Genomic DNA, 17,670 nt, shown 5'->3' with positions numbered 1-17,670 from the left:
GTCATGTGGTCGAACCAGCCCTTCTCATGTTGTCGAATCCGCCCGCGGCGAGGCCGAGGCCACCGCCGAGGGTCAGTGCCACGAGCAGCCGGTCCAGGTCGCCCGGACCGGCGAACGGCAGCTGGGAGAACCGGAAGCTGTCGAAGTCCGGTATCCCCGCCACCACGAGCATCGCGCCGACCACGGCCGCCACGAACGCGGTCGCAGGCTTGCGCCGCACCGCCGCCACCACGGTCACGACCGCCAGCGGCCACGCCACCAGACCCACCCCGCTCGCGCCGATCAGCAGCGGCACGAAGGACTGGCCGGTCACGGCGAGCGCGGAGCCCACCGCGTGCCAGGCGTGTGCCGCCGTCACCACGATCACCCCCACCGCGAGCAACGCCCGTCCACGACCGAGGAAGTACCCGCCGACGGCGAGCGCGGCCGTGAACAGCAGCCACGACAAGGGATTCGGGTCCGGTGTGGTGTCGACCCGGCCCTTGATCACCGACGTGCCCAGCGGCAGTTCCCACTGCGGCGCGGTGGTGCGTTCGTCGCGGAAGCGGTAGGTCTCACCAGGTGCGACCACGTGGTCGGCGACCGTGATCGCGGTGCTGCCGCCGTTGCGGATCTCCACCTGCGTGCCGTGGTTCACCATCCTCGCCGTGACGCCGGGCAGCGGTGGGTCGATCGCGGTGACCCGGCTCAGGTGGTCCTGCGGCGTGAGGCCGCCGGCGTGCGCTTGAGCCGGGGTGGCCGTGGTGATCAGCAGGGCGAGGACGAGGAGGACCGTCTTCACCGGCGGGCGGTCGGGACGAGCACCACCGCCATGAGCAGGCCGTGCAGCGCGGCCACGATCGGCGCGCCGGTCCACATCTCGGTGATGGTCGGCATCACACCCTGATCGATGCCCGCCGACGCGAAGAACGCCACCCAGATGACGAACGCCGCCGCCGCGCCGAAGATCCGGTACTCCTTGAGCCGCTCCTCGGAGGGGCGGAGCTTCAGCATCAGCACGTCGATGACGACGCCGGCGACGATGAAGCCGATGGCGGTGCTGATGTTGGTGTAGTTGGCGACCGCGGTGCCGAGCGCCATCACCACGACGGACAGCAGGGTCGCGACGCCGAACGGCACCCGGAACCGGCGGCTGATCAGGAGCAGCGGCACCACCATGATCAGGTTCGTGACCATGATGGACGCGGCGAGGTTCTCGGCGAGCCCCGAGCCGCCGTCGCTCTTCTTGAAGCTGAACGCCTTGGTGATCTGGGCGCTGTCGAACACCGTCGCGTCGGCGTAACCGGCGAACAGCAGCACGAGCGAGGCGGTGAACGCCAGCGACAGCGCGGCGGGCAGGAACTGCCGGAACGTCGGGGCCACCATCGACCGGTTGCTCCACGCGGTGCGCAGCGGCGTGGTGAGGATCAGGATCATCGACGTGATCAGGGCGAGGTGGGTCGGGCTGAACAGGATGTCGATGCCCTGCTCGATGCCGATCAGCGTGTGCCAGAGGTAGTCGCCCGCGCCGGCCGTGGCGAACACGGGCAGCGCGAACACCGCCGGGCCGTAGCCGACCGGGATCACGTCCCTCAGGTCCATCAGGCGCATGCCCGGCCGGTAGTTGCGCCACAGGATCCACAGGATCCAGGCTCCGGTCGCGGCGAACCCGGAGTAGAACACCGCGTGCCACGGCGTGAAGAAGGACTCCAGTTCGGGCACGTTCGAGTGCGCCCACGCGTCCAGGAACAGCCCGGCCGAGAACCACGTTCCCAGCAGGACCGTGATCAGGTCCGTGCGGTAGTCGGCGCGGGGTCGCTCGCGCGCCGGCGCCGGCTCCCCCGCCACTTCGTCAACTTCAAGATTCCGCCCCGTTGTCATGGCGCAAGCCTGTCGCCCGGCCACACCCGCCGGAATCGTGCCAACCCCACCGCATGGTGCGGTTAACCGCACCTTTGGCCGGCGATGCGGGAGGCCACCGCAGCCCGGAAGTCGGGGCACGCGGTGATGTCCTCGGCCTCGCAGCCCATCGCGTGCTCCAGCACCGACAGGGACGCCTGGAGCGAGGCGATCCGCTCGGCGAGCCGGTCGTGGTGCTCGCGGTAGAGCGCGCGTCGCGCCGGCCGGTCGGCGGTGGCGGCGAACAGCAGCCGGATCAGGTCGAGGCCCAGCCCGGCGTCCTTGGCGAGCAGGATCATCGCGATCCGCGCCTCGTCCGCCGGCCCGTACCGCCGCCGGCCGTTCGCGTGCCGTCGCGGGGCCAGGAGCCCCACGTCCTCCCAGTGCCGCAGCACGTGCGCGGCCAACCCGAACCGGTCAGCCAGCTCGCCGATCGACATCTCCTCGCTTGACTTCATGTCGACATGAACTTGCACAGTCGGTGGTGTTGTCAACCACGCGAGGAGAACCCGTGTCCGACCGCTCCCGAACTGATCACCCGCGGACCCACTACTTCGACCGGAGGCGCAGCACGGCCTACGACCGGCGGGCCCGGCGCTCGCTCGGCGGCCTGTACCGGCGGGTCGCCGCGGACGTCGCCGCGCTCGCCCCACCGGACGCCGTGGTGCTCGACGTCGGCACCGGCCCGGGGCAACTGCCGCGAGAGATCGCGGCCCGTCGCGCGGACGTGGTGCTCGGCGGCGTCGACCTGTCCGCCGACATGGTCGACATCGCGACCGCCGCGGTCGGCGACCTGGCGTCCCGGATCACGTTCCAGGTCGCCGACGTGGCCGCCCTGCCGCAGCCCGACGACAGCGTCGACCTGGTCGTCTCGACGCTGTCCATGCACGAGTGGCCGGACCGGCGGCGGGCGGTCGCCGAACTGGGGCGGGTGCTGCGGCCGGGCGGCGTCCTGCTGGTGTACGACTTCCGCTTCGCCCGCTTCGAGCCCGAGGCGTTCACGGGCTTCGCGGACGTCCGGCGCGTGCCCGTGCGGCCTGGGTGGTGGCCGGTCGCGCTGTTCTCCCGGGTGGTCGCTTCGGCACGCTGACCCGCGTTCCGGCACGATGGCGTCCTCGGTGGGCGAGGGGGCGAGGGGGACGGCTTGGAGGAGCGGGAGCGGCTGGAGGCGATCCAACGCGCGGTCGACGGTCGCACGGTCGAAGTGGTCGAGGGACTGTCGCCGCGACGGTCGTGGGACTGCCTGGAACTGGGCGCGGGCGCCGGGTCGATCGCCTACTGGCTCGCCGGCCGCTGCCCGGACGGCCGCACGGTCGCGGTCGACCTGGACACCGGTTTCCTCGACCCGGGACGGGCCGCGAACCTGGAGGTGGTGCGGGCCGACGTCACCGCGCCCGACTTCACGCCCGGCCGGTTCGACCTGGTGCACGCGCGGTTCCTGCTCTGCCACCTGTCGGGCCGGGACGACGTCCTCGCGCGGGCGGTCGACTGGCTGCGCCCCGGTGGGTGGCTGGTGGTCGAGGACCCCTACCTGCTGCCCGCCGAGACGTCGTCGTTTCCGGTGGTCCGGCGGATCATGCACGCCTACCTGGAGGACTGCGCCGCGCGCGGCTCGGACATGACGTGGGCACGCGGCCTTCCCACGTCGATGCTGCGGGCGGGGCTGGTCGACGTCGACTACTCGGGCCTGCTCGGCCGGATGGGCGGGGCGGAGGACCGGTGGGCGCCGCTGCTCCGGCGGGCCGCGCCGGCGCTGCTCGCGAACGGCTCGGTCACCGAGGCCGACCTCGCCGGGTTCGACGCGCTCCTCGCGGACCCGGCGTTCCTCGACGTGCCGCAGTTCACGATGTCGGCGTGGGGCCGTCGGGGGTGAGCCCGACGCGCCTCAGGCGTTCAAGTACCGCAGCACCGCCAGCACACGGCGGTGGTCGTGCGGGCTGGCGGACAGGTTCAGCTTGGTGAAGATGCTGGTGCAGTGCTTCTCCACGGTCCGCTCCGCGATGAACAGCCGCTGCGCGATCGCCTGATTCGTGCGCCCCTCGGCCATCAGCGAGAGCACCGCGCGTTCCCGCTCGGTCAACCGACCGTCGCTGTCGTCCCGCCGCCGCACCAGCAACCGGCTCACCACCTCCGGGTCGAACGCCGATCCGCCCGAACCGACCCGGCGGATCGCCGCGGCGAACTCGACCAGGTCGGACACCCGGTCCTTCAAGAGGTAGCCGACCCCGTCCGCGCCCGCGTCCAACAACTCTGCCGCGTAGCTCACCCGGACGTACTGCGACAGCACCAACACCCCGGTCTCCGGGTACAGCTTGCGCAACGACACCGCCGCACGCAGCCCTTCGTCGGTGTGCGTCGGCGGCATCCGGATGTCCACGATGGCCGCGTCGGGCCGGTGCTCGTCGACCGCCGCCATCAACGTCGGCGCGTCCTCTACGGCAGCCACGACGTCGAACCCGGCCTCGGCGAGTAACCTGGTCAACCCCTCGCGCAGCAACGTCGAGTCCTCCGCGATCACTACCCGCACGGGAGCACCACCCGCACGCTCGTGCCCTCGGACTCCGCACTGACCACCCGCATCGTTCCCCCGTTCGCTTCCACCCGTTCACTCAGGCCGCGCAGCCCCGAGCCCTGCTCCGGGTCCGCTCCCCCGCGCCCGTCGTCGTCCACCCGCACCACCAACCGGCCGTCGCCACCGGTGATCACGACCTTCGTGCGGGACGCGTCGGCGTGCTTCGTGACGTTCGCCAAAGCCTCGGCCACCACGTAGTACGCCGTCGTCTCCACCAACGGCGGCACGGGGTGGGGCAGGTCCAGGGTCAGGTCCACCCGCGGTTCGGCCAACGCCGTCAGCTCGCGCACCGCGCCGTGCAGTCCCCGTTCGGTGAGCACGGGCGGGTGGATGCCGTGGCACACCGCGCGCACGTCGTCGATGGTCGCCAGCACCGCCTGCTTCGCCTCCGCCGCGAGCGCCCGCCCGCGTTCCGGCGGCACGGTCTCCGCCAGCCCCAACGTCATCACCACCGACAGCAGCCGCTGCTGGACGCCGTCGTGCAGGTTCCGCTCCAGCCGACGACGCTCGTCCTCGGCCGCGCGCAACACCTTCGCCCGCGACTCGCCCAGTTGCCGGACCTTCGCGCGCAGCTCGGCGGTGAGCCGTTCGTTCTCCAACGCCAAACCCACAGCGGCGCAAGCGGCGTCCACGAGTTCCAGGTCCAGCACCGGGTCGTGCAGCAGCACCGCGACCGGCACACCGCCCCGGTCCACCCTGGTGTGCGCGGAGTCCAGCGTCACCGGCGCGCCGTCCGCGTCCACGTACTTCTCCTGCTCGGCCACCCAGTACGCGACGCGCAGGCTCGGGTCGTGCAGCGTCGCGGCCAACGCCTCCCGCACCCCCGCCGGCCGGCTGTCACCGCTGAGCCGCACCACCAGTTCGGCCAACGCGCCGCGGTCCATCCGGCGACGCATCAGCCCACCGAGATAGGCGAACGGGATGCCGCTCAACGCCAGGATCAGCACCACGGCGGGCGGGTTGAGGCCCGCGCGCTCGACCGGTTCCCACACGACGAACACGATGATGGCCACCGCCGCCGCGCCCAGCATCGAGGTGAGGGTCCGGCGTTGCGCCATGCTGCTGCACCGCCAGCTATACGACTGGAGCGCCAGCATCAGGCCGCCGATCACGGCCGTCATGGGCGTCTCGGCGGCGATGACCGCAGTGCCCCAAGGCTCATGCTCGTACTCGAACGCCACGTTCAGCAGGACGCTCTCGGCGTACCCGGCGGCCACGACCAGCCGCCGCGGCAGGGTGCGCAGCCTGCCCGTCGGGTACGCCACCAGCGCGTGGCCGAGCGCCGCGGGCCAGAGGTGCGCCGCCAGCACCAGCAGGAACGCCGAGTCGTCGTCGAACAGGTAGTCGACCTCCCAGCCGATCCCGACGAGCACGAACAGCAGCCCGGTCCGGTTGCGCGGCTGCGCCCGGCGGCTGATCACTCCCGTGATCACGTAGACCACGCTCACCGCCGTCAGCAGCATGTGCCCAAGGTAGCCGTTCAGCTGACGGCTCAGCGCCGGCGCATGCCCCCGATGACCACGCGGGCCAGCACCCCTGGGCGCGTGATCGAGGACTGCGGTTCGAGGAGTCCGATGGTGCGCATGAACGCGCCGGCGACCACGGGGTCGTGCGCGCCGACGCGGTGCAGCCGGGCGATGTACCGGTTGAGGAGCCTGGTGGCCGGGGTGCGGCGTCCGTCGATCTCCGGCAACGCCAGGTCGGCGACCGCGTTCAGCTGCCACACCGGGTCGATGATCCCGGCCGCGGCGCGGAAGAACCGCAGGGCCAGGCCGTTCTCGCCGTCCCGCAGGCACCGCCGCAGCGCGACCGCCTCCAGCGCCGCGACGGTCATGCCCTGGCCGTAGATCGGGTTGAAGCCGCACAGCGCGTCACCGAAGACGAGGAGGCCGGGAGGGAACCGCCGCAAACGCTCGTAACGACGGCGCAGGCTGGCCGGGAACCGGTGCGAGCGGAACGGGCCGAGCGGTTCCGCGGTGACGATGGCCTGGTGCACGTCCGGCGGCGCGGCCCGTTCGACGAAGGCGGCGTAGGCGGCCTCGTCGGTCGGCGGGTGGTCGCCCGCCATGCCGGCCACGGTAACCATCCACCGGCCGTCCTCCTGCGCGGCGAACACCAACCCGGTCGTCCGGCCGGGCACCGGTCCGATCAGCACCAGCTTGTCCCGGAACGGTTCCACCGGCCGCACCAACCGGCTCACGTACATCATGTCCACGTCGATCCGGTCCTCTTCGGGCGTCGGGAAGCCCATGGCCGTCAACCACGCCCGTGACCGCCCGTACCGCCCCATCGCGTCCACCACGAGGTCGGCCTCCAGCACGCCGTCCGCGCCGTCCACGACGACCCGCACGCCGGTCACCCGGCCGCGGTCGACCATCGGCCCGGCCACGTCGCACCCCGGCACGATCCGCACACCGGCGTGGTCCCCGACCCGCGCCCGGACCGCCCGCTCCAGCATCGGCCGGGTCGCCTGGATGTCCGACGCGCCGGTCACCGTTCGCGCCAACTCGTGCCCGGACAACACGAACCGGGCCTCGTCGTTGAAGCTCACCCGCCGCGCGCCCGCCGCCACCAGATCGCTCGTCAGGCCGGGGAACATCTCCTCGAGCACCTGCGCGCCGCGCAGCAGGATGGTGTGGAAGTGCTTGTCCTGCGGCACACCGCGGCGGTTGCCCACGTCCGCCGGCAACGCGTCTCTTTCGACCACGGTGACCCGGTCGTAAACCCCCGCCAACGCCCGTGCCGCCAGCAACCCGCCCATGCTCGCGCCCAGCACCACCGCATGCGTCATCCGACCACTGTGGCAGTGATCGTCAGCCGACGGCACCACCTGTCGCGCACACGCCGTCAGATGCCGAGGACGTCAGCCAACCGGCCGAGTTGGTGGTCGAAGTGGGCCGCGCAGTCGGTCAGGCTGCCCCGGTACTGGCCGAACAACTCGAAGCTGATCAGCCCGAACAGCGCCGAGAACGCCAGGAACCCGCGGGCCAGCAGGTCGTCGCCGATCTTCAGCCCGAGGCCGTCCCGCAGCGCGGCGAAGTCCTGGCCCAGCGGTCCGGGCAGCGGTCGCGCCGGCGGCCGTTCGCGCTCGACCTCCGCGAGCAGCGCCAGCAACAGGAACGACACCCTGGTGCCCGGATCACCGGTCTGGTCCACGGGCGCCTGGTAGCCGGGCACCGGGCTGCCGTAGATCAACGCGTACTCCGAAGGCCGCTCCACCGCCCACGTCCGCGCCGCCGACCCGAGTGCCGTCCACCGGCCGCGCAGGTCGTCCCGCGCGCACGCGCCCTCGGCGGCCTCGACCGCGTCACCGAGCGAGTCGTACGCGTCCACGATGAGCATGGTCAGCAGGTCGTCGCGGCTGGGCACGTACCGGTAGACGGCGGACGACACGATGCCCAACTCCCGTGCGATGGCCCGCAGCGACAAGGCCGCGCTGCCCTCCCGCGCCAACTGCTCCTTGGCGATGCGCTTGATGTCCTCGATCGCCTGGGCCCGCGCCCGCTGCCTCGGTGTGCCGGTCATGACGACGATGATCGCGCACTCCGAGAGCGGGTGCAACAAAAGAGAGCACTGCTCTTGACAGGAGCCGCGCCAGGGCGCAGCATTCCCCTCGACAGAGAGCGGTGCTCTCTAAAACGACTAGCGCTCACGGAGACGTCATGGACAAGCTCAGGGCCGGTGCCGCCGCGTTCGGCGCCGCAGGTGCGTTTTTCCTGCTCTACCCGGTGCTGCGGCCCTACTCGGACGAGACGACGGTGGACGGGCTGCGCATCATGGGCACGTCCGCGTGGGTCGCCGCGCACTTGCTCGCCGTGGGCGGGTTCCTGTTGGCCAGCCTCGGCCTGCTGGCCCTCTCACGCTCCCGTGCCGCCGCCGTCACCATGGCCGGCGCGGTGCTGACGTCCGTCTACTACGGCCTGGAGACGTTCGGGCTGTACGCCATCGGGTTGCGTGCGACCGAACAGCCGGACCCGGCCCTGCTGGAGCTGGTCGACGCGGTCCGCTACCACCCGGCCGGGATCACGATCTTCGGCGTCGGCCTGGCCGTGCTCGCCGTGGGCGCGGTGATGGCGGCCATCGAACTCAAGAGCCGTGCCGCCATCCCCTACGCGCTGGGTTTCGTGCTCTTCCTGCCGCAGTTCTTCACCGCGCCGCCGATCCGCATGGCCCACGGCCTGCTGCTGCTCGTCGGCTGCTGGCTGATCGCCCGTGAGCTGTGGCAGCGGCGTGCCTGATCACACCGAGTGGCCCCACCCGGATCGCGGGTGAGGCCACTCGGCCGTTCGGAAGGCCCGCCGGAACGTCAGGCGAGGCCCGCTAGAACGTCAGGCGCCACGCGTCCACGTAGCCGGTGTCCTGGCTGTAGACGTCCTGCACCTTCAGCCGCCACGTGCCGTTGGCGACCTCCGACGACGCGTTCACCGTGTACGTGGTGATCACGTTGGGAGTGCTGGAACTGCTCGCGCTCTTCATCCGGTAGGTGGAGCCGTCCGGCGCGACCAGGTCGATCACCACGTCACCGCTCCACGAGTGCTTGATGTCCACGCCGACCTTCAGGGTGGACGGCGCGTTGCCCGCGACGCCGCTGACGGTCACGTTGCTGTACACGGCCGCGCCCGCGTCGGGGATGGTCACGTCGGCCAGGTTCTCGAACACCTTGCCGACCGGAGGCGGCGTGCCGCCACCGAGGTTCGCCGCCGCCTGGTTGATGGCCGCGGCGAACGTGCTGACCTCGGTGTAGACGCCCGGGTTGTCCGGCCGGGCGCACCCGTTGCCGTGGCTGACGATGCCGACCTGGATCCACGCGCCGTTGTTGTCACGGCGGAACATCGGGCCGCCCGAGTCGCCCTGGCAGGTGTCGATACCGCCGGCGAGCTTGCCCGCGCACAGCTCGGCCGCCGGGATCAGGTCCGCGTAGTACGGGTCCGAGTTCTTGCACGTGGTGTCGTCGATGTAGTCGACGTTCGCCTTGAGCAGGTAACGGGACTGGCCGCCGTTCTCGCGGGTGGCGCCCCAACCGGCCACGGTGAACACGCCGGTGTTGTAGGCCGCGGTGGTCGCGATCGGCAGCAGCGCCGCGCCGGTGATCGGACTGGCCAGCTTGATCAACGCCCAGTCACCGCCGGTGGAGGTGCCGTAGGTGGGCGCCCGGTGCACGTACGTGGACGTCCGGGTGATCCTGGACGTGTCCTGGAGGTCCACCACGCCGTAGGTGGCGGTGATGGACGTGTTGTTGCCGGTGCGGGTGACGCAGTGCGCCGCCGTCAGCACCAGTTGCTCGGTCAGCATCGCGCCGCCACAACCCATGGACAGCCGGACCATCCACGGGAACTCACCCTTGGTCGCCTGGGTGCCGCCGACGACCATCGGGGTGGGGGTGCCGGTGTCCGGCGGTGGCGGTGCCGCGATCGCCTGACCACCGAAAGCGGCCAGGGTGGCGGCGATGCCCACGGCCAGGGCAAGCGTCCGTCTAACGGTGTAGCGCACGGTTGATCCTTCCCGCGCCCGGCCGGGTCGTGCTCGCAGGGTGGCCGGACGTCGAGATCGCAGGGGGATATCCAGCCGGCCCCTCAGCCGGCGACTCATCGTGCGCGGCGGACGATCTGCTCACAACCGACGATCGACGGGAGTTCTTCCAGTGTGGATGCCGGTCGGCGAGGTGTCCTACTGGATGGTGGAGGCGGTGACAGCGGGGTCGGCCGCGCCGAGGAAGAAGATGCCTTTGTAGCCGGGCGTCTCGAAACCGGCGCTGGGGTTGCGGCGCAGGGTGGAGGACTCCACCGCCATCGTGCCGGTGCGGTCGTTGCTGACGAAGAAGACCGCGCCGCCGCCCTCGTTGGCCTTGTTGTCCTCCACGACGCTGCCCGCGATCCGGATCGTGAACGCGTTGCCGTCGGCGTAGATCGCGCCACCGCTGCCACCGCCGGGTGTTCCGGCGCGAGCGGGGTTGGCGCCGCGGCCGATCGCGGAGTTGTTGCGCAGCAAGCTGTTCAGCACCACCCACGACACGCCGATGCTGCTCAACGCGCCGCCGTTCGCGCACGTCCCGCCCTCGAACGTGCTGCCGACCACGAACACCGGCTTGTTCGCCGACTGGCTGAGCACCCGCATCCCCGCGCCGCCGAGGTCCGGCCCGTCCGGTCCGCACCTGTTGCGCAGGAACGCGGAGTTCACCACCTTCAGCCGCCCACCGCGCACGAAGACCGCTCCACCGCCCTCCTCCTCACCGGTGGAGTCGCCGTCCGCCAGCGTGATGTTCTGGATGGTCAGGCGCGGGTGGTCCTGGTCCTGGCAGTGGGACGTGGTGATGCCCAGCGCCGCGTCGCACGTGTTCTGGTAGAGGACGCGGCGCTGACCGGCTCCGCTGAGGGTGACCAGTCCCCCGCCGTCCAGCACGACCTCCGGCGCCGCGTCGTTGCGCACCCGCGCGGTCGACGTCATGGTTACGGTGACCGGGTCCGGGCCGCAGTCGAACGTGATGATCCCGCCGCCCGCCACCGCCGCCACCACGGCCTGGGACGTGCAGCTCGCGGACGTGCCGTCGCCGATCACCCGGGTCGGGCGGGACGTGTCCACCGCGGCGGCCTCCGGCGGCACGGGCGCTCCGCCACCGGGGTTGCCCGCCGGTGGAGCGGTGGCCCGCGTGCGCGAGGTCGTCGTGGTGGTGGTCGTGACGGGAGCCGAAGTGGTCGTCGGAGCGGTGGTGGTGGAAGTGGTCGTCGTTGTGGCCGGGGCGGACGTGAACGGTTCGGCGGCCGGAGGCGACGACGTGCATCCGGTCAGCAGGAGGAGGACCACGACCAACACACCACGGGACATGCGGTGGACCCTAACCGGCGCCTCCCCGGTGGCGGACGAGCACGTGCGCTTGACACCGACAGGTGTGAGTGGTTGATTACACCTATGCCCGGAGCGACCAGCGAGCGCCGCCTCTCCACCGCCGAGGAACGCCGCGACACGGTCCTGCGCACCGCGCTGGGGGCATTCGCCGCGCGCGGCTACTACGGGACCACCACCGGCGAGGTCGCCAAGTCCGCCGGCATCTCCCAGGCTTACGTCTACCGGCTCTTCCCGGACAAGGAGGCCCTGTTCCTCTCCGTGGTGGAGCACTGCTTCGCGCGGATCAGGGAAAGCCTCGCGGACGGTGTCGCGGGTGCCAAGGGCAGCACGCCGGAAGCGGTCCTCTACGCGATGGGCGACGCCTACGCCCGGTTGATCTCCGAGGAGAACACGCTGCTGTTGGTCCAGATGCACGCCCAGTGCGCGGCGATCTCGGAACCGTCGGTGCGCGAGGTCGTCCAGCGCGGGTACGCCCGGACGGTCGAGTACGTGCGCGGCGTGTCCGGCGGCGGCGAGGCCGAGGTGCAGGAGTTCTTCGCCAAGGGCATGTTGTGCCACCTTGTGGTGGCGGTGGACGCGGACTCGGTCGACGCGCCTTGGGCCCGGACGCTGGCGGCGGGGATCCGCCACTACTGAACCGACACGCGGGTGAGTGGTCGACCAGTCGACTGCCTTCGACGTTCCGGTGACGCGTCCGGAATCGTGCTCCCGGACGCGTCACCACGTGCTCAGAGCGCGGCCGTGCCGCAGGGTGACGCGACCGCGGCGGCGGCTGCCACCGCGGTCGATCCCGTGATGGGCGGGCCATGGGAAGCGGGACGGGTCCCGCCGCAGGAGTTGGTCCAGAACCCGTCGGTGCGCAGGAACGTGAACATCAGGTAGTCGCCGCCGACCACCAGGCTCGTGAGCCCGCACGCCGCGACCTCGTCGTAGGTCACGACTTCCACCGTTTCGGGGACGTCGCCCTTGTACTCGACGCCGACCTGCAACGTGTAGCGGTACTGGTGTTGTTGCGCGTGGCGGACCTTGTCGGTCACGACACCGGTGAACACGTGACTGGCGCGGGCGTAGCGCTGTGGTTCCTGTTCTCCGGGCCAGCACTGACAAGCGCTGGCCGAGCCGACCGTCACGGCGGTCAGCAGTCCGGCGACCAACGTCAGCACACCGGCAGTTCGAATCAGATGACGCAAGAGCACCAAAGGGGACCTCCAGGAAGGAGCAAGACCTCGGTCGGCGGTGCTCCGCCACGGTAGCGGCCGGAGGGCGAAGCGAACCAGACGCCGTTCGCCGGCCCGGTGCTCCGTCGAGCAGCGCAGTGACCGGCGCGGCGACCACGGCGGACCACCGGCCCGGACCCGTTGACGCGGCGCCCGGCCGGTCCCTAGTTTCAAGAGCGACACCGCCTCGTCAACGTCGTCGAGGAAAGGGCTTTCCTGTGACATTGAGTCGACGCGGTTTCCTGGTGGCAGGCGGCGCGGGACTGGCCGCGCTTGGCACGTCCCGGCTCGCCGAGGCGGCCACCTGGGAGACCGTCATCAACGGATCGTTCGCGAACTACGGCACGTTGGAATCGGTCTGGAACTACCGCTACCCCTGGGGTTCCGACCACAACGGCACGGCCCGCATGTACGCGAGCCCGACCGACCACAACCACGTGTACCTCGAAGGGTCGACGCTCGTCATCAAGGCGACCCGGATCAACTGGAACGAGGGCAACAGCTCGGCGGACCCGTACCTGCCGATCCGCTACCACTCCGGCGCGGTGCACGCGAAGCAGCACGTGCTGGTCAACGACCAGTTCCCGAACTGGGAGGTCAGGGGCGAGTTCCAGGCGCCGTCGGCACGCGGCACGTGGCCCGCGTTCTGGCTCACCGGCGCGAACTCGTGGCCGCCGGAGAGCGACATCCTGGAGTACAAGGGTGACGCGCGGAACTGGTTCAACACCTACAAGAACGCCTCCGGCGGGTGGTCGAACACCATCCGGTCGGTGTCGAGCCCCGGCTCGTGGCACACCTACCGGGCGTGGATCGCGAAGGTCAACGCCACGGACGTGGACATCCACTACTACCTCGACGGCACGTGGGTCGGCCAACACCGGGGCGCGAACTTCGTCGGCAAACCCATGTGGATCATCATCAACCTCCAGATGGAGGGCTCGTCCGGTTCGTCCGGCCCGACCTCGGACACCTTGTACCGGGCGCGCAACCTCTACGTCGGCCGCACCCGCGCCTAGCCGCGGCACCGGTGCGTGATGTCCCCGTCGTCGGCCTTGCCCGGCGGCGGGGACGTCGCCGTGTGATCAAGCCGGGTTGACAGGACGTGCCGTCGCCCGTCACAGTGATTCCACTAATCACTTAGTGGAAGGGTGGAAGGTGATCGAGTTCCGGATCGACCGGCGGTCCGGTGTGTCCACCTACCTGCAACTCGTGCACCAGGTGAAACAGGCACTCCGGCTCGGGGTGGTCGGCGTCGGTGACCGGCTTCCCACCGCCAAGGAGGTCGTGGCGCAGACGGGCATCAACCCGAACACCGTGCTCAAGGCGTACCGCGAGCTGGAGCGCGAGGGGCTGGTCGAGCCCCGGCCGGGGTTGGGCACGTTCGTGCGCCGTTCCCTGGTGACGCCGGGAGTCGCCGAGGATTCGCCGTTGCGCGGTGAGCTGCTGGAGTGGATGGACCGGGCCCGCGTGCTCGGCATGGGCCGGGAGGACGTCGAGGCGTTGTTCCGCGCCGTCCTGGACAAGCGTTTCTGATCTTTCGTCGAAGGTGGGGGGTAGTGGGTGTTGGACGTGGGGTTCGCCGTACGCGCGAACGGTCTGGGTGTGCGGTACCGCCGCGGTTGGGCGCTGCGCGACTGCTCGTTCGAGCTGGCGCCCGGCACGGTGACCGCGTTGGTCGGCGCGAACGGCGCCGGCAAGAGCACGCTGCTGCGGCTCGCCGCCGGGTTGCAGCGGCCGACGGAGGGTGTGGTCGAGGTGAGCGGCGAAGTCGGGTTCGTCGCGCAGGAGAAGCCGCTGTACCGCGCCTTCACGGTGGCCGAGATGCTGCGCTTCGGTCGGTCCACCAACGATTCGTGGGACCAGGAGTACGCCGAGCAGCTCGTCGGTGAGGCCCGGTTGCCGGCGGACGCCAAGGTCGGCAGCCTGTCCGGCGGGCACCGGGCCCGGCTCGCGCTGGTGCTCGCACTGGCCCGTCGGCCGCAGGTGCTGCTGCTGGACGAGCCACTGTCCGAAATGGACCCGGTGGCGCGGGAGACGACCATGCGGGCGCTCATGGTCGCGGTCGCCGAGACCGGGCTGACCGTGGTGCTGTCCTCGCACGTGCTCGCTGAACTGGAGGGCGTGTGCGACCACCTGCTGCTGCTCGACCAAGGCAGCGTGCGACTGGAGGGTGACGTGGAGGAGCTGGTCGAGGGTCACCGCGTGGTGGTCGCGGCCCGTGGTGCGGACTTCGGCGACCACGAGGTGGTGACGACCCGGGAAGGTGAACGCCAGGTCACCGCGTTGCTGCGGCTGGTCGGTCCACCGGACTTGCCGGATTTGCCGGAGGCGAGCACACCCGCGTTGAACGAGCTCGTCGTGGCGTACCTGCGAGCCGGGGAGGCGGCGTGATCTGGGTCGCTTGGCGCCAACAGCGCGCCGCACTGCTCTCGTTGGCCGCGTACGCCCTGGTGTTGATCGCGGTGGTGGTCTACTTCCACGTTCGCCTGGCCTTGACGTTCGACCCCGTCACCGCGGTGGAATGCGGGGAGCTCGGTCTCGACAGCCTCTGCTCGACCAGCACCGAGTACTGGGACCTGCGCGGGCGGCTCGACCAGTGGAACGAGTACACGCGGATCGCCACCTTGGGTTTCGCGGCGTTGGCCGGCGCCTTCATCGGCGCGCCGATGTTCGCCCGCGAGTGGGAACAGCGCACGCACTTGCTGGTGCTGAGCCAGTCGATCAGCGCCCGGCGGTGGTTCACCACGCGGGTCACGCTCGTCTTGACGACGACCGTGCTCGGCGCGGCGCTGCTCGGCTTCGTCCAGTGGTGGACGGCGGCAGCCGTGCATGATCCGGTGGAGACGTGGAAACGCCTGCGGCCCATCTACTTCGAGGTGCAGCCCGTCGCGCTGGTCGGCTACACGCTGTTCGCGGTGGCGCTGGGCGTCACCGCCGGGCTGGTGCTGCGACGCACCCTGCCGGCGATGGCGGTGACGCTGCTCGGTGTGGTGGGCGCGGTGTTCACGGTGCAGAAGTTCGCGCGCCCGGACTACATGACGCCGGTGCTGTCACTCGAATCGTACGGATCATCCGGACCCACGTACGACGCCTACCGGGCAGATCCCGCCCGGTGGAGCGTCTCGGAGGGGTTCGCCGACTTGGACGGCAAGATCATGGCGGACAACACCGCCGCGTACAAGGCGATGTCGATCTGCGAGAGGGCGCCGGGAGAACGTGGTGACGCGTCCTTCCAGGAGTGCCTGGCCGGGTACGGGACGGCCGGTCCGGCGCGGCTGGTGCACCCGGGCGACCGGTTCTGGCCGTTCCAGTTCATCGAGTTCGGCTTGTTCGCGGCGGCGGCGGCCGTGTTGCTCGCGCTGTCACTGTGGTGGCTGCGTAAGCGGTCCGTCTGACGCCACGACTCACGTCGTGACGGCCGGCTGATCGAGGAACGGGATCAAGTGCTCCTCCTCGTACGTCAGGTGGGCTTCCAGTTCGCCGATCAGCCGGTCCACGTCCGCGCGCAGGGTCGTCGCGTCGTTGCGGTCGAGCGTCTGTCGGAGCCGCGTCATCAGGTCGGCGATGCGCTCGTGCTCCACACCGATGCGGTCGAGGGTCGGGGCCAGTTCCGGGTACCGGTCCCGCAGCACCGGGAACATGCCGCTGTCCTCGGCCGTGTGGTGGAACTTCAGGCCGTGGCACGCGGTCAGGCAGTTGGCCTTCAGCTGGGCGCCCAGGACCGGCTTGGACGACGCGACCTCGCGGCGGATGGTGGCGAACTCCCGGCGGAACGCGTCGTGCACGAGCTTGAGCGCGGCGCCCACGCTGGACGCGTTCGGCGGACCACCCGCGATCTGGGCCAGCGCCACCACCGGGATCTGCCGTGTCGTCTTGGCCTGGTACTCGGCCCAGCCCGGATCGGATTCGACGGCACGCGCCCACATCTCGTCCCGTTCCGACCCGTCGAGGACGGTGGCCTTGGCGTCGTAGGTGAACACGCCGTCCTCGACCTGGACCACCGGGTTCGCCACGAGGTTGTGGAACCAGTCCGGGTGGCGGTGCGCGCCGCCCGCGGACCCGATGACCAGGATCCGGTCACCGTCCGGCAGGTAGCCGAGCGGGTTGGTGTGGCGGACGCCGGTGCGCGCGCCCGTGGTGGTCAGCAAGATGAGCCTGCCCCCTTCGAAAGGACCGCCGACGCGGCCCGCGTTGGCGCGGAACTCTTCGATCACCTGCTGGTTGAAATCCATATCCGGTCTTCTCCTTGATTTGGGCATGACCGAGTCACCACGGGTGAATGACGCCGTGGTTTTCGGTGAAGGTTTTGTGGAGGCGCGTGGGCACGACGGTCCGGTGCGGGGACCGCGGTGTGCGCGTGTGAAAGCGCCAGTGCGCTCGTGTGTGGTGGTGCGGGTCCGGATGCGTCGCGCGATGTGCGCGGAAACCTCGGAAACCCTTGCGTGCGGCGGGCCTCTGGCCCACCCGGCGGTCAAACCTTGGCCGGGTGACTCTCTCGCTTGTGGCCCATGGCCGACCCGGCAGTCACGTGCACGACCTTAACCCAGGAATGCGCCGACCGGCAACTTCCTGTTTTGTGGCACTATCGGCCACGTGTCCCGCCTTCTTTTCCTGCTGTTGTTCGCCGTGTCCGCGTGCGGCACTTCCCAGCCGGTTCCGCCACCGTCCCCTTCGGCGGAGGCCTGCCCCGGCGGTGTGGAATTCACCGTGAAGGGCACCGAAGCGGCGATGGGACTGCGCGTCATGACGCTGGAGGCGACCAACTGCGGCACCGAGACCCTGGAGCTGAACGGCGCGCCCTTGGTCACGGTGCTGGACGCCGACCGGAAGCCGCTGCCCGTCACGGTCCGGCAGGGCGCGGCCTGGATCTCCGCGGTGGAGGCGTTCGACGCCGAGCCGCAAGTGGTCGTGGTGCGGCCCGGCGAGTCGGCGGTGACAGGGCTGCTGTGGCGCAACACCTACACGGACATCACCGCGCCGCCGGTGGTGGGCGAACACCTGGAGATCGCCGTCGCCGCCGGGCGGCCCACGCAGGTGTTCACGCCCGTCGGCAAGAGCGGCAACCCCCGCACCATCGACCTCGGCAGCACCGGCAAGCTCGGTGTCCGCCCGTGGACCGCCGTCACGCCCTGATCCTGCCCCACCGCTTCGAAAAAACCG

The 17,670-nt window shown here is 70.6% G+C and carries 20 protein-coding genes and 1 pseudogene; 9 read left to right on the top strand and 12 right to left on the bottom strand.

Translation table 11 applies throughout. From position 1 onward, the window contains the following. Position 1: 1 nt before the first annotated feature. The 3 genes from F4560_RS01330 to F4560_RS01320 form a co-directional block, all read right to left on the bottom strand. Positions 2-781 (bottom strand): hypothetical protein, encoded by a 780-nt coding sequence (locus F4560_RS01330; protein ID WP_184915052.1) that lies wholly within the window; start codon positions 779-781, stop codon positions 2-4. Then, positions 778-1,827 (bottom strand): hypothetical protein, encoded by a 1,050-nt coding sequence (locus F4560_RS01325; RefSeq protein WP_184915049.1) that lies wholly within the window; start codon positions 1,825-1,827, stop codon positions 778-780. The genes F4560_RS01330 and F4560_RS01325 overlap by 4 nt, the downstream gene beginning before the upstream one ends. A 95-nt stretch (positions 1,828-1,922) precedes the next feature. Further along, entirely contained in the window at positions 1,923-2,336 is a 414-nt protein-coding gene (locus F4560_RS01320; RefSeq protein WP_184915046.1) for a MerR family transcriptional regulator, read from the bottom strand. Between the two features lie 53 nt (positions 2,337-2,389). Between F4560_RS01320 and F4560_RS01315 the strand changes: the two genes are divergently transcribed. Together F4560_RS01315 and F4560_RS01310 are read left to right on the top strand one after the other, a co-directional pair. Continuing rightward, on the top strand, positions 2,390-2,968 hold the full coding sequence (locus F4560_RS01315; protein ID WP_184915043.1) for a class I SAM-dependent methyltransferase: 579 nt from the start codon (positions 2,390-2,392) through the stop codon (positions 2,966-2,968). A gap of 54 nt (positions 2,969-3,022) precedes the next feature. Continuing rightward, positions 3,023-3,751: a class I SAM-dependent methyltransferase gene (locus tag F4560_RS01310; RefSeq protein WP_221483292.1), complete on the top strand. Its 729-nt coding sequence runs from the start codon at positions 3,023-3,025 to the stop codon at positions 3,749-3,751. Positions 3,752-3,763: 12 nt separating this feature from the next. On the opposite strand, the gene F4560_RS01305 is transcribed toward F4560_RS01310, so the two are convergent. Genes F4560_RS01305 through F4560_RS01290 form a run of 4 tightly spaced genes read right to left on the bottom strand, consistent with a single transcriptional unit; the run spans position 3,764 to position 7,975 of the window. Beyond that, positions 3,764-4,405: a response regulator gene (locus F4560_RS01305; protein ID WP_184915040.1), complete on the bottom strand. Its 642-nt coding sequence runs from the start codon at positions 4,403-4,405 to the stop codon at positions 3,764-3,766. Continuing rightward, positions 4,396-5,913, bottom strand: coding sequence for a sensor histidine kinase (locus F4560_RS01300; protein WP_184915036.1), 1,518 nt, complete (start codon positions 5,911-5,913; stop codon positions 4,396-4,398). The genes F4560_RS01305 and F4560_RS01300 overlap by 10 nt, the downstream gene beginning before the upstream one ends. Positions 5,914-5,942: 29 nt before the next feature. Then, the gene (locus tag F4560_RS01295) at positions 5,943-7,241 is read right to left on the bottom strand and encodes an FAD-dependent oxidoreductase (RefSeq protein ID WP_184915033.1); all 1,299 of its coding nucleotides are present in this window, start codon (positions 7,239-7,241) and stop codon (positions 5,943-5,945) included. Between the two features lie 56 nt (positions 7,242-7,297). Further along, complete coding sequence (locus F4560_RS01290; protein WP_184915029.1) at positions 7,298-7,975, bottom strand: TetR/AcrR family transcriptional regulator; 678 nt, start codon at positions 7,973-7,975, stop codon at positions 7,298-7,300. Positions 7,976-8,112: 137 nt separating this feature from the next. Between F4560_RS01290 and F4560_RS01285 the strand changes: the two genes are divergently transcribed. Next, positions 8,113-8,688: a hypothetical protein gene (locus tag F4560_RS01285; protein WP_184915026.1), complete on the top strand. Its 576-nt coding sequence runs from the start codon at positions 8,113-8,115 to the stop codon at positions 8,686-8,688. Positions 8,689-8,770: 82 nt separating this feature from the next. On the opposite strand, the gene F4560_RS46450 is transcribed toward F4560_RS01285, so the two are convergent. From F4560_RS46450 to F4560_RS01275, 3 genes and pseudogenes are all read right to left on the bottom strand, one after another. After that, on the bottom strand, positions 8,771-9,049 hold the full coding sequence (locus F4560_RS46450) for a proprotein convertase P-domain-containing protein (protein ID WP_376775412.1): 279 nt from the start codon (positions 9,047-9,049) through the stop codon (positions 8,771-8,773). Between the two features lie 90 nt (positions 9,050-9,139). Continuing rightward, a pseudogene (locus F4560_RS01280) lies at positions 9,140-9,910 on the bottom strand (S1 family peptidase); the annotation flags it as partial. Between the two features lie 207 nt (positions 9,911-10,117). Beyond that, entirely contained in the window at positions 10,118-11,272 is a 1,155-nt protein-coding gene (locus F4560_RS01275) for a hypothetical protein (protein WP_184915023.1), read from the bottom strand. 84 nt (positions 11,273-11,356) lie between these two features. Here F4560_RS01275 and F4560_RS01270 point away from each other — a divergent pair, with 84 nt between their 5' ends. After that, entirely contained in the window at positions 11,357-11,929 is a 573-nt protein-coding gene (locus F4560_RS01270) for a TetR/AcrR family transcriptional regulator (protein WP_184915020.1), read from the top strand. A 92-nt stretch (positions 11,930-12,021) separates the two neighbouring features. On the opposite strand, the gene F4560_RS01265 is transcribed toward F4560_RS01270, so the two are convergent. Next, the gene (locus F4560_RS01265) at positions 12,022-12,456 is read right to left on the bottom strand and encodes a hypothetical protein (protein WP_184915018.1); all 435 of its coding nucleotides are present in this window, start codon (positions 12,454-12,456) and stop codon (positions 12,022-12,024) included. A gap of 272 nt (positions 12,457-12,728) precedes the next feature. Here F4560_RS01265 and F4560_RS01260 point away from each other — a divergent pair, with 272 nt between their 5' ends. The 4 genes from F4560_RS01260 to F4560_RS01245 all read left to right on the top strand — a co-directional run bounded on the left by F4560_RS01260 (position 12,729) and on the right by F4560_RS01245 (position 15,905). Then, entirely contained in the window at positions 12,729-13,526 is a 798-nt protein-coding gene (locus F4560_RS01260; protein WP_184915015.1) for a family 16 glycosylhydrolase, read from the top strand. Between the two features lie 139 nt (positions 13,527-13,665). Further along, positions 13,666-14,043 (top strand): GntR family transcriptional regulator, encoded by a 378-nt coding sequence (locus tag F4560_RS01255; protein WP_184915012.1) that lies wholly within the window; start codon positions 13,666-13,668, stop codon positions 14,041-14,043. A 27-nt stretch (positions 14,044-14,070) separates the two neighbouring features. Beyond that, complete coding sequence (locus F4560_RS01250; protein WP_312868053.1) at positions 14,071-14,901, top strand: ATP-binding cassette domain-containing protein; 831 nt, start codon at positions 14,071-14,073, stop codon at positions 14,899-14,901. Further along, positions 14,898-15,905, top strand: coding sequence for an ABC-2 membrane transporter-related protein (locus tag F4560_RS01245; protein WP_184915009.1), 1,008 nt, complete (start codon positions 14,898-14,900; stop codon positions 15,903-15,905). The genes F4560_RS01250 and F4560_RS01245 overlap by 4 nt, the downstream gene beginning before the upstream one ends. 9 nt (positions 15,906-15,914) lie before the next feature. Here the strand turns inward: F4560_RS01245 and F4560_RS01240 are convergent, their stop codons facing one another. Next, positions 15,915-16,742 carry a nitroreductase/quinone reductase family protein gene (locus F4560_RS01240; protein WP_246477699.1) on the bottom strand — a complete coding sequence of 276 codons (828 nt, stop codon included), beginning with the start codon at positions 16,740-16,742 and terminating at the stop codon, positions 15,915-15,917. 361 nt (positions 16,743-17,103) lie between these two features. On the opposite strand from F4560_RS01240, the gene F4560_RS01235 reads away from it, so the two are divergent. Continuing rightward, positions 17,104-17,643: a DUF4232 domain-containing protein gene (locus F4560_RS01235; RefSeq protein WP_184915003.1), complete on the top strand. Its 540-nt coding sequence runs from the start codon at positions 17,104-17,106 to the stop codon at positions 17,641-17,643. The last annotated feature ends 27 nt before the right edge of the window (positions 17,644-17,670 follow it).

The sequence above is a fragment of the Saccharothrix ecbatanensis genome (genome assembly GCF_014205015.1).
Taxonomy (GTDB): Bacteria; Actinomycetota; Actinomycetes; order Mycobacteriales; family Pseudonocardiaceae; genus Actinosynnema; species Actinosynnema ecbatanense.
This window is presented reverse-complemented; position numbering and strand designations above follow the sequence as displayed.

Bases quoted from the DNA above. Each gene is read 5' to 3' on its own strand.
- F4560_RS01295 (WP_184915033.1), bottom strand. From the start codon at position 7,241: ATGACGCATGCGGTGGTGCTGGGCGCGAGCATGGGCGGGTTGCTGGCG.
- F4560_RS01275 (WP_184915023.1), bottom strand. From the start codon at position 11,272: ATGTCCCGTGGTGTGTTGGTCGTGGTCCTCCTCCTGCTGACCGGATGC.
- F4560_RS01300 (WP_184915036.1), bottom strand. From the start codon at position 5,913: ATGCTGCTGACGGCGGTGAGCGTGGTCTACGTGATCACGGGAGTGATC.
- F4560_RS01320 (WP_184915046.1), bottom strand. From the start codon at position 2,336: ATGAAGTCAAGCGAGGAGATGTCGATCGGCGAGCTGGCTGACCGGTTC.
- F4560_RS01285 (WP_184915026.1), top strand. From the start codon at position 8,113: ATGGACAAGCTCAGGGCCGGTGCCGCCGCGTTCGGCGCCGCAGGTGCG.
- F4560_RS01270 (WP_184915020.1), top strand. From the start codon at position 11,357: ATGCCCGGAGCGACCAGCGAGCGCCGCCTCTCCACCGCCGAGGAACGC.
- F4560_RS01290 (WP_184915029.1), bottom strand. From the start codon at position 7,975: ATGACCGGCACACCGAGGCAGCGGGCGCGGGCCCAGGCGATCGAGGAC.
- F4560_RS01240 (WP_246477699.1), bottom strand. From the start codon at position 16,742: ATGGATTTCAACCAGCAGGTGATCGAAGAGTTCCGCGCCAACGCGGGC.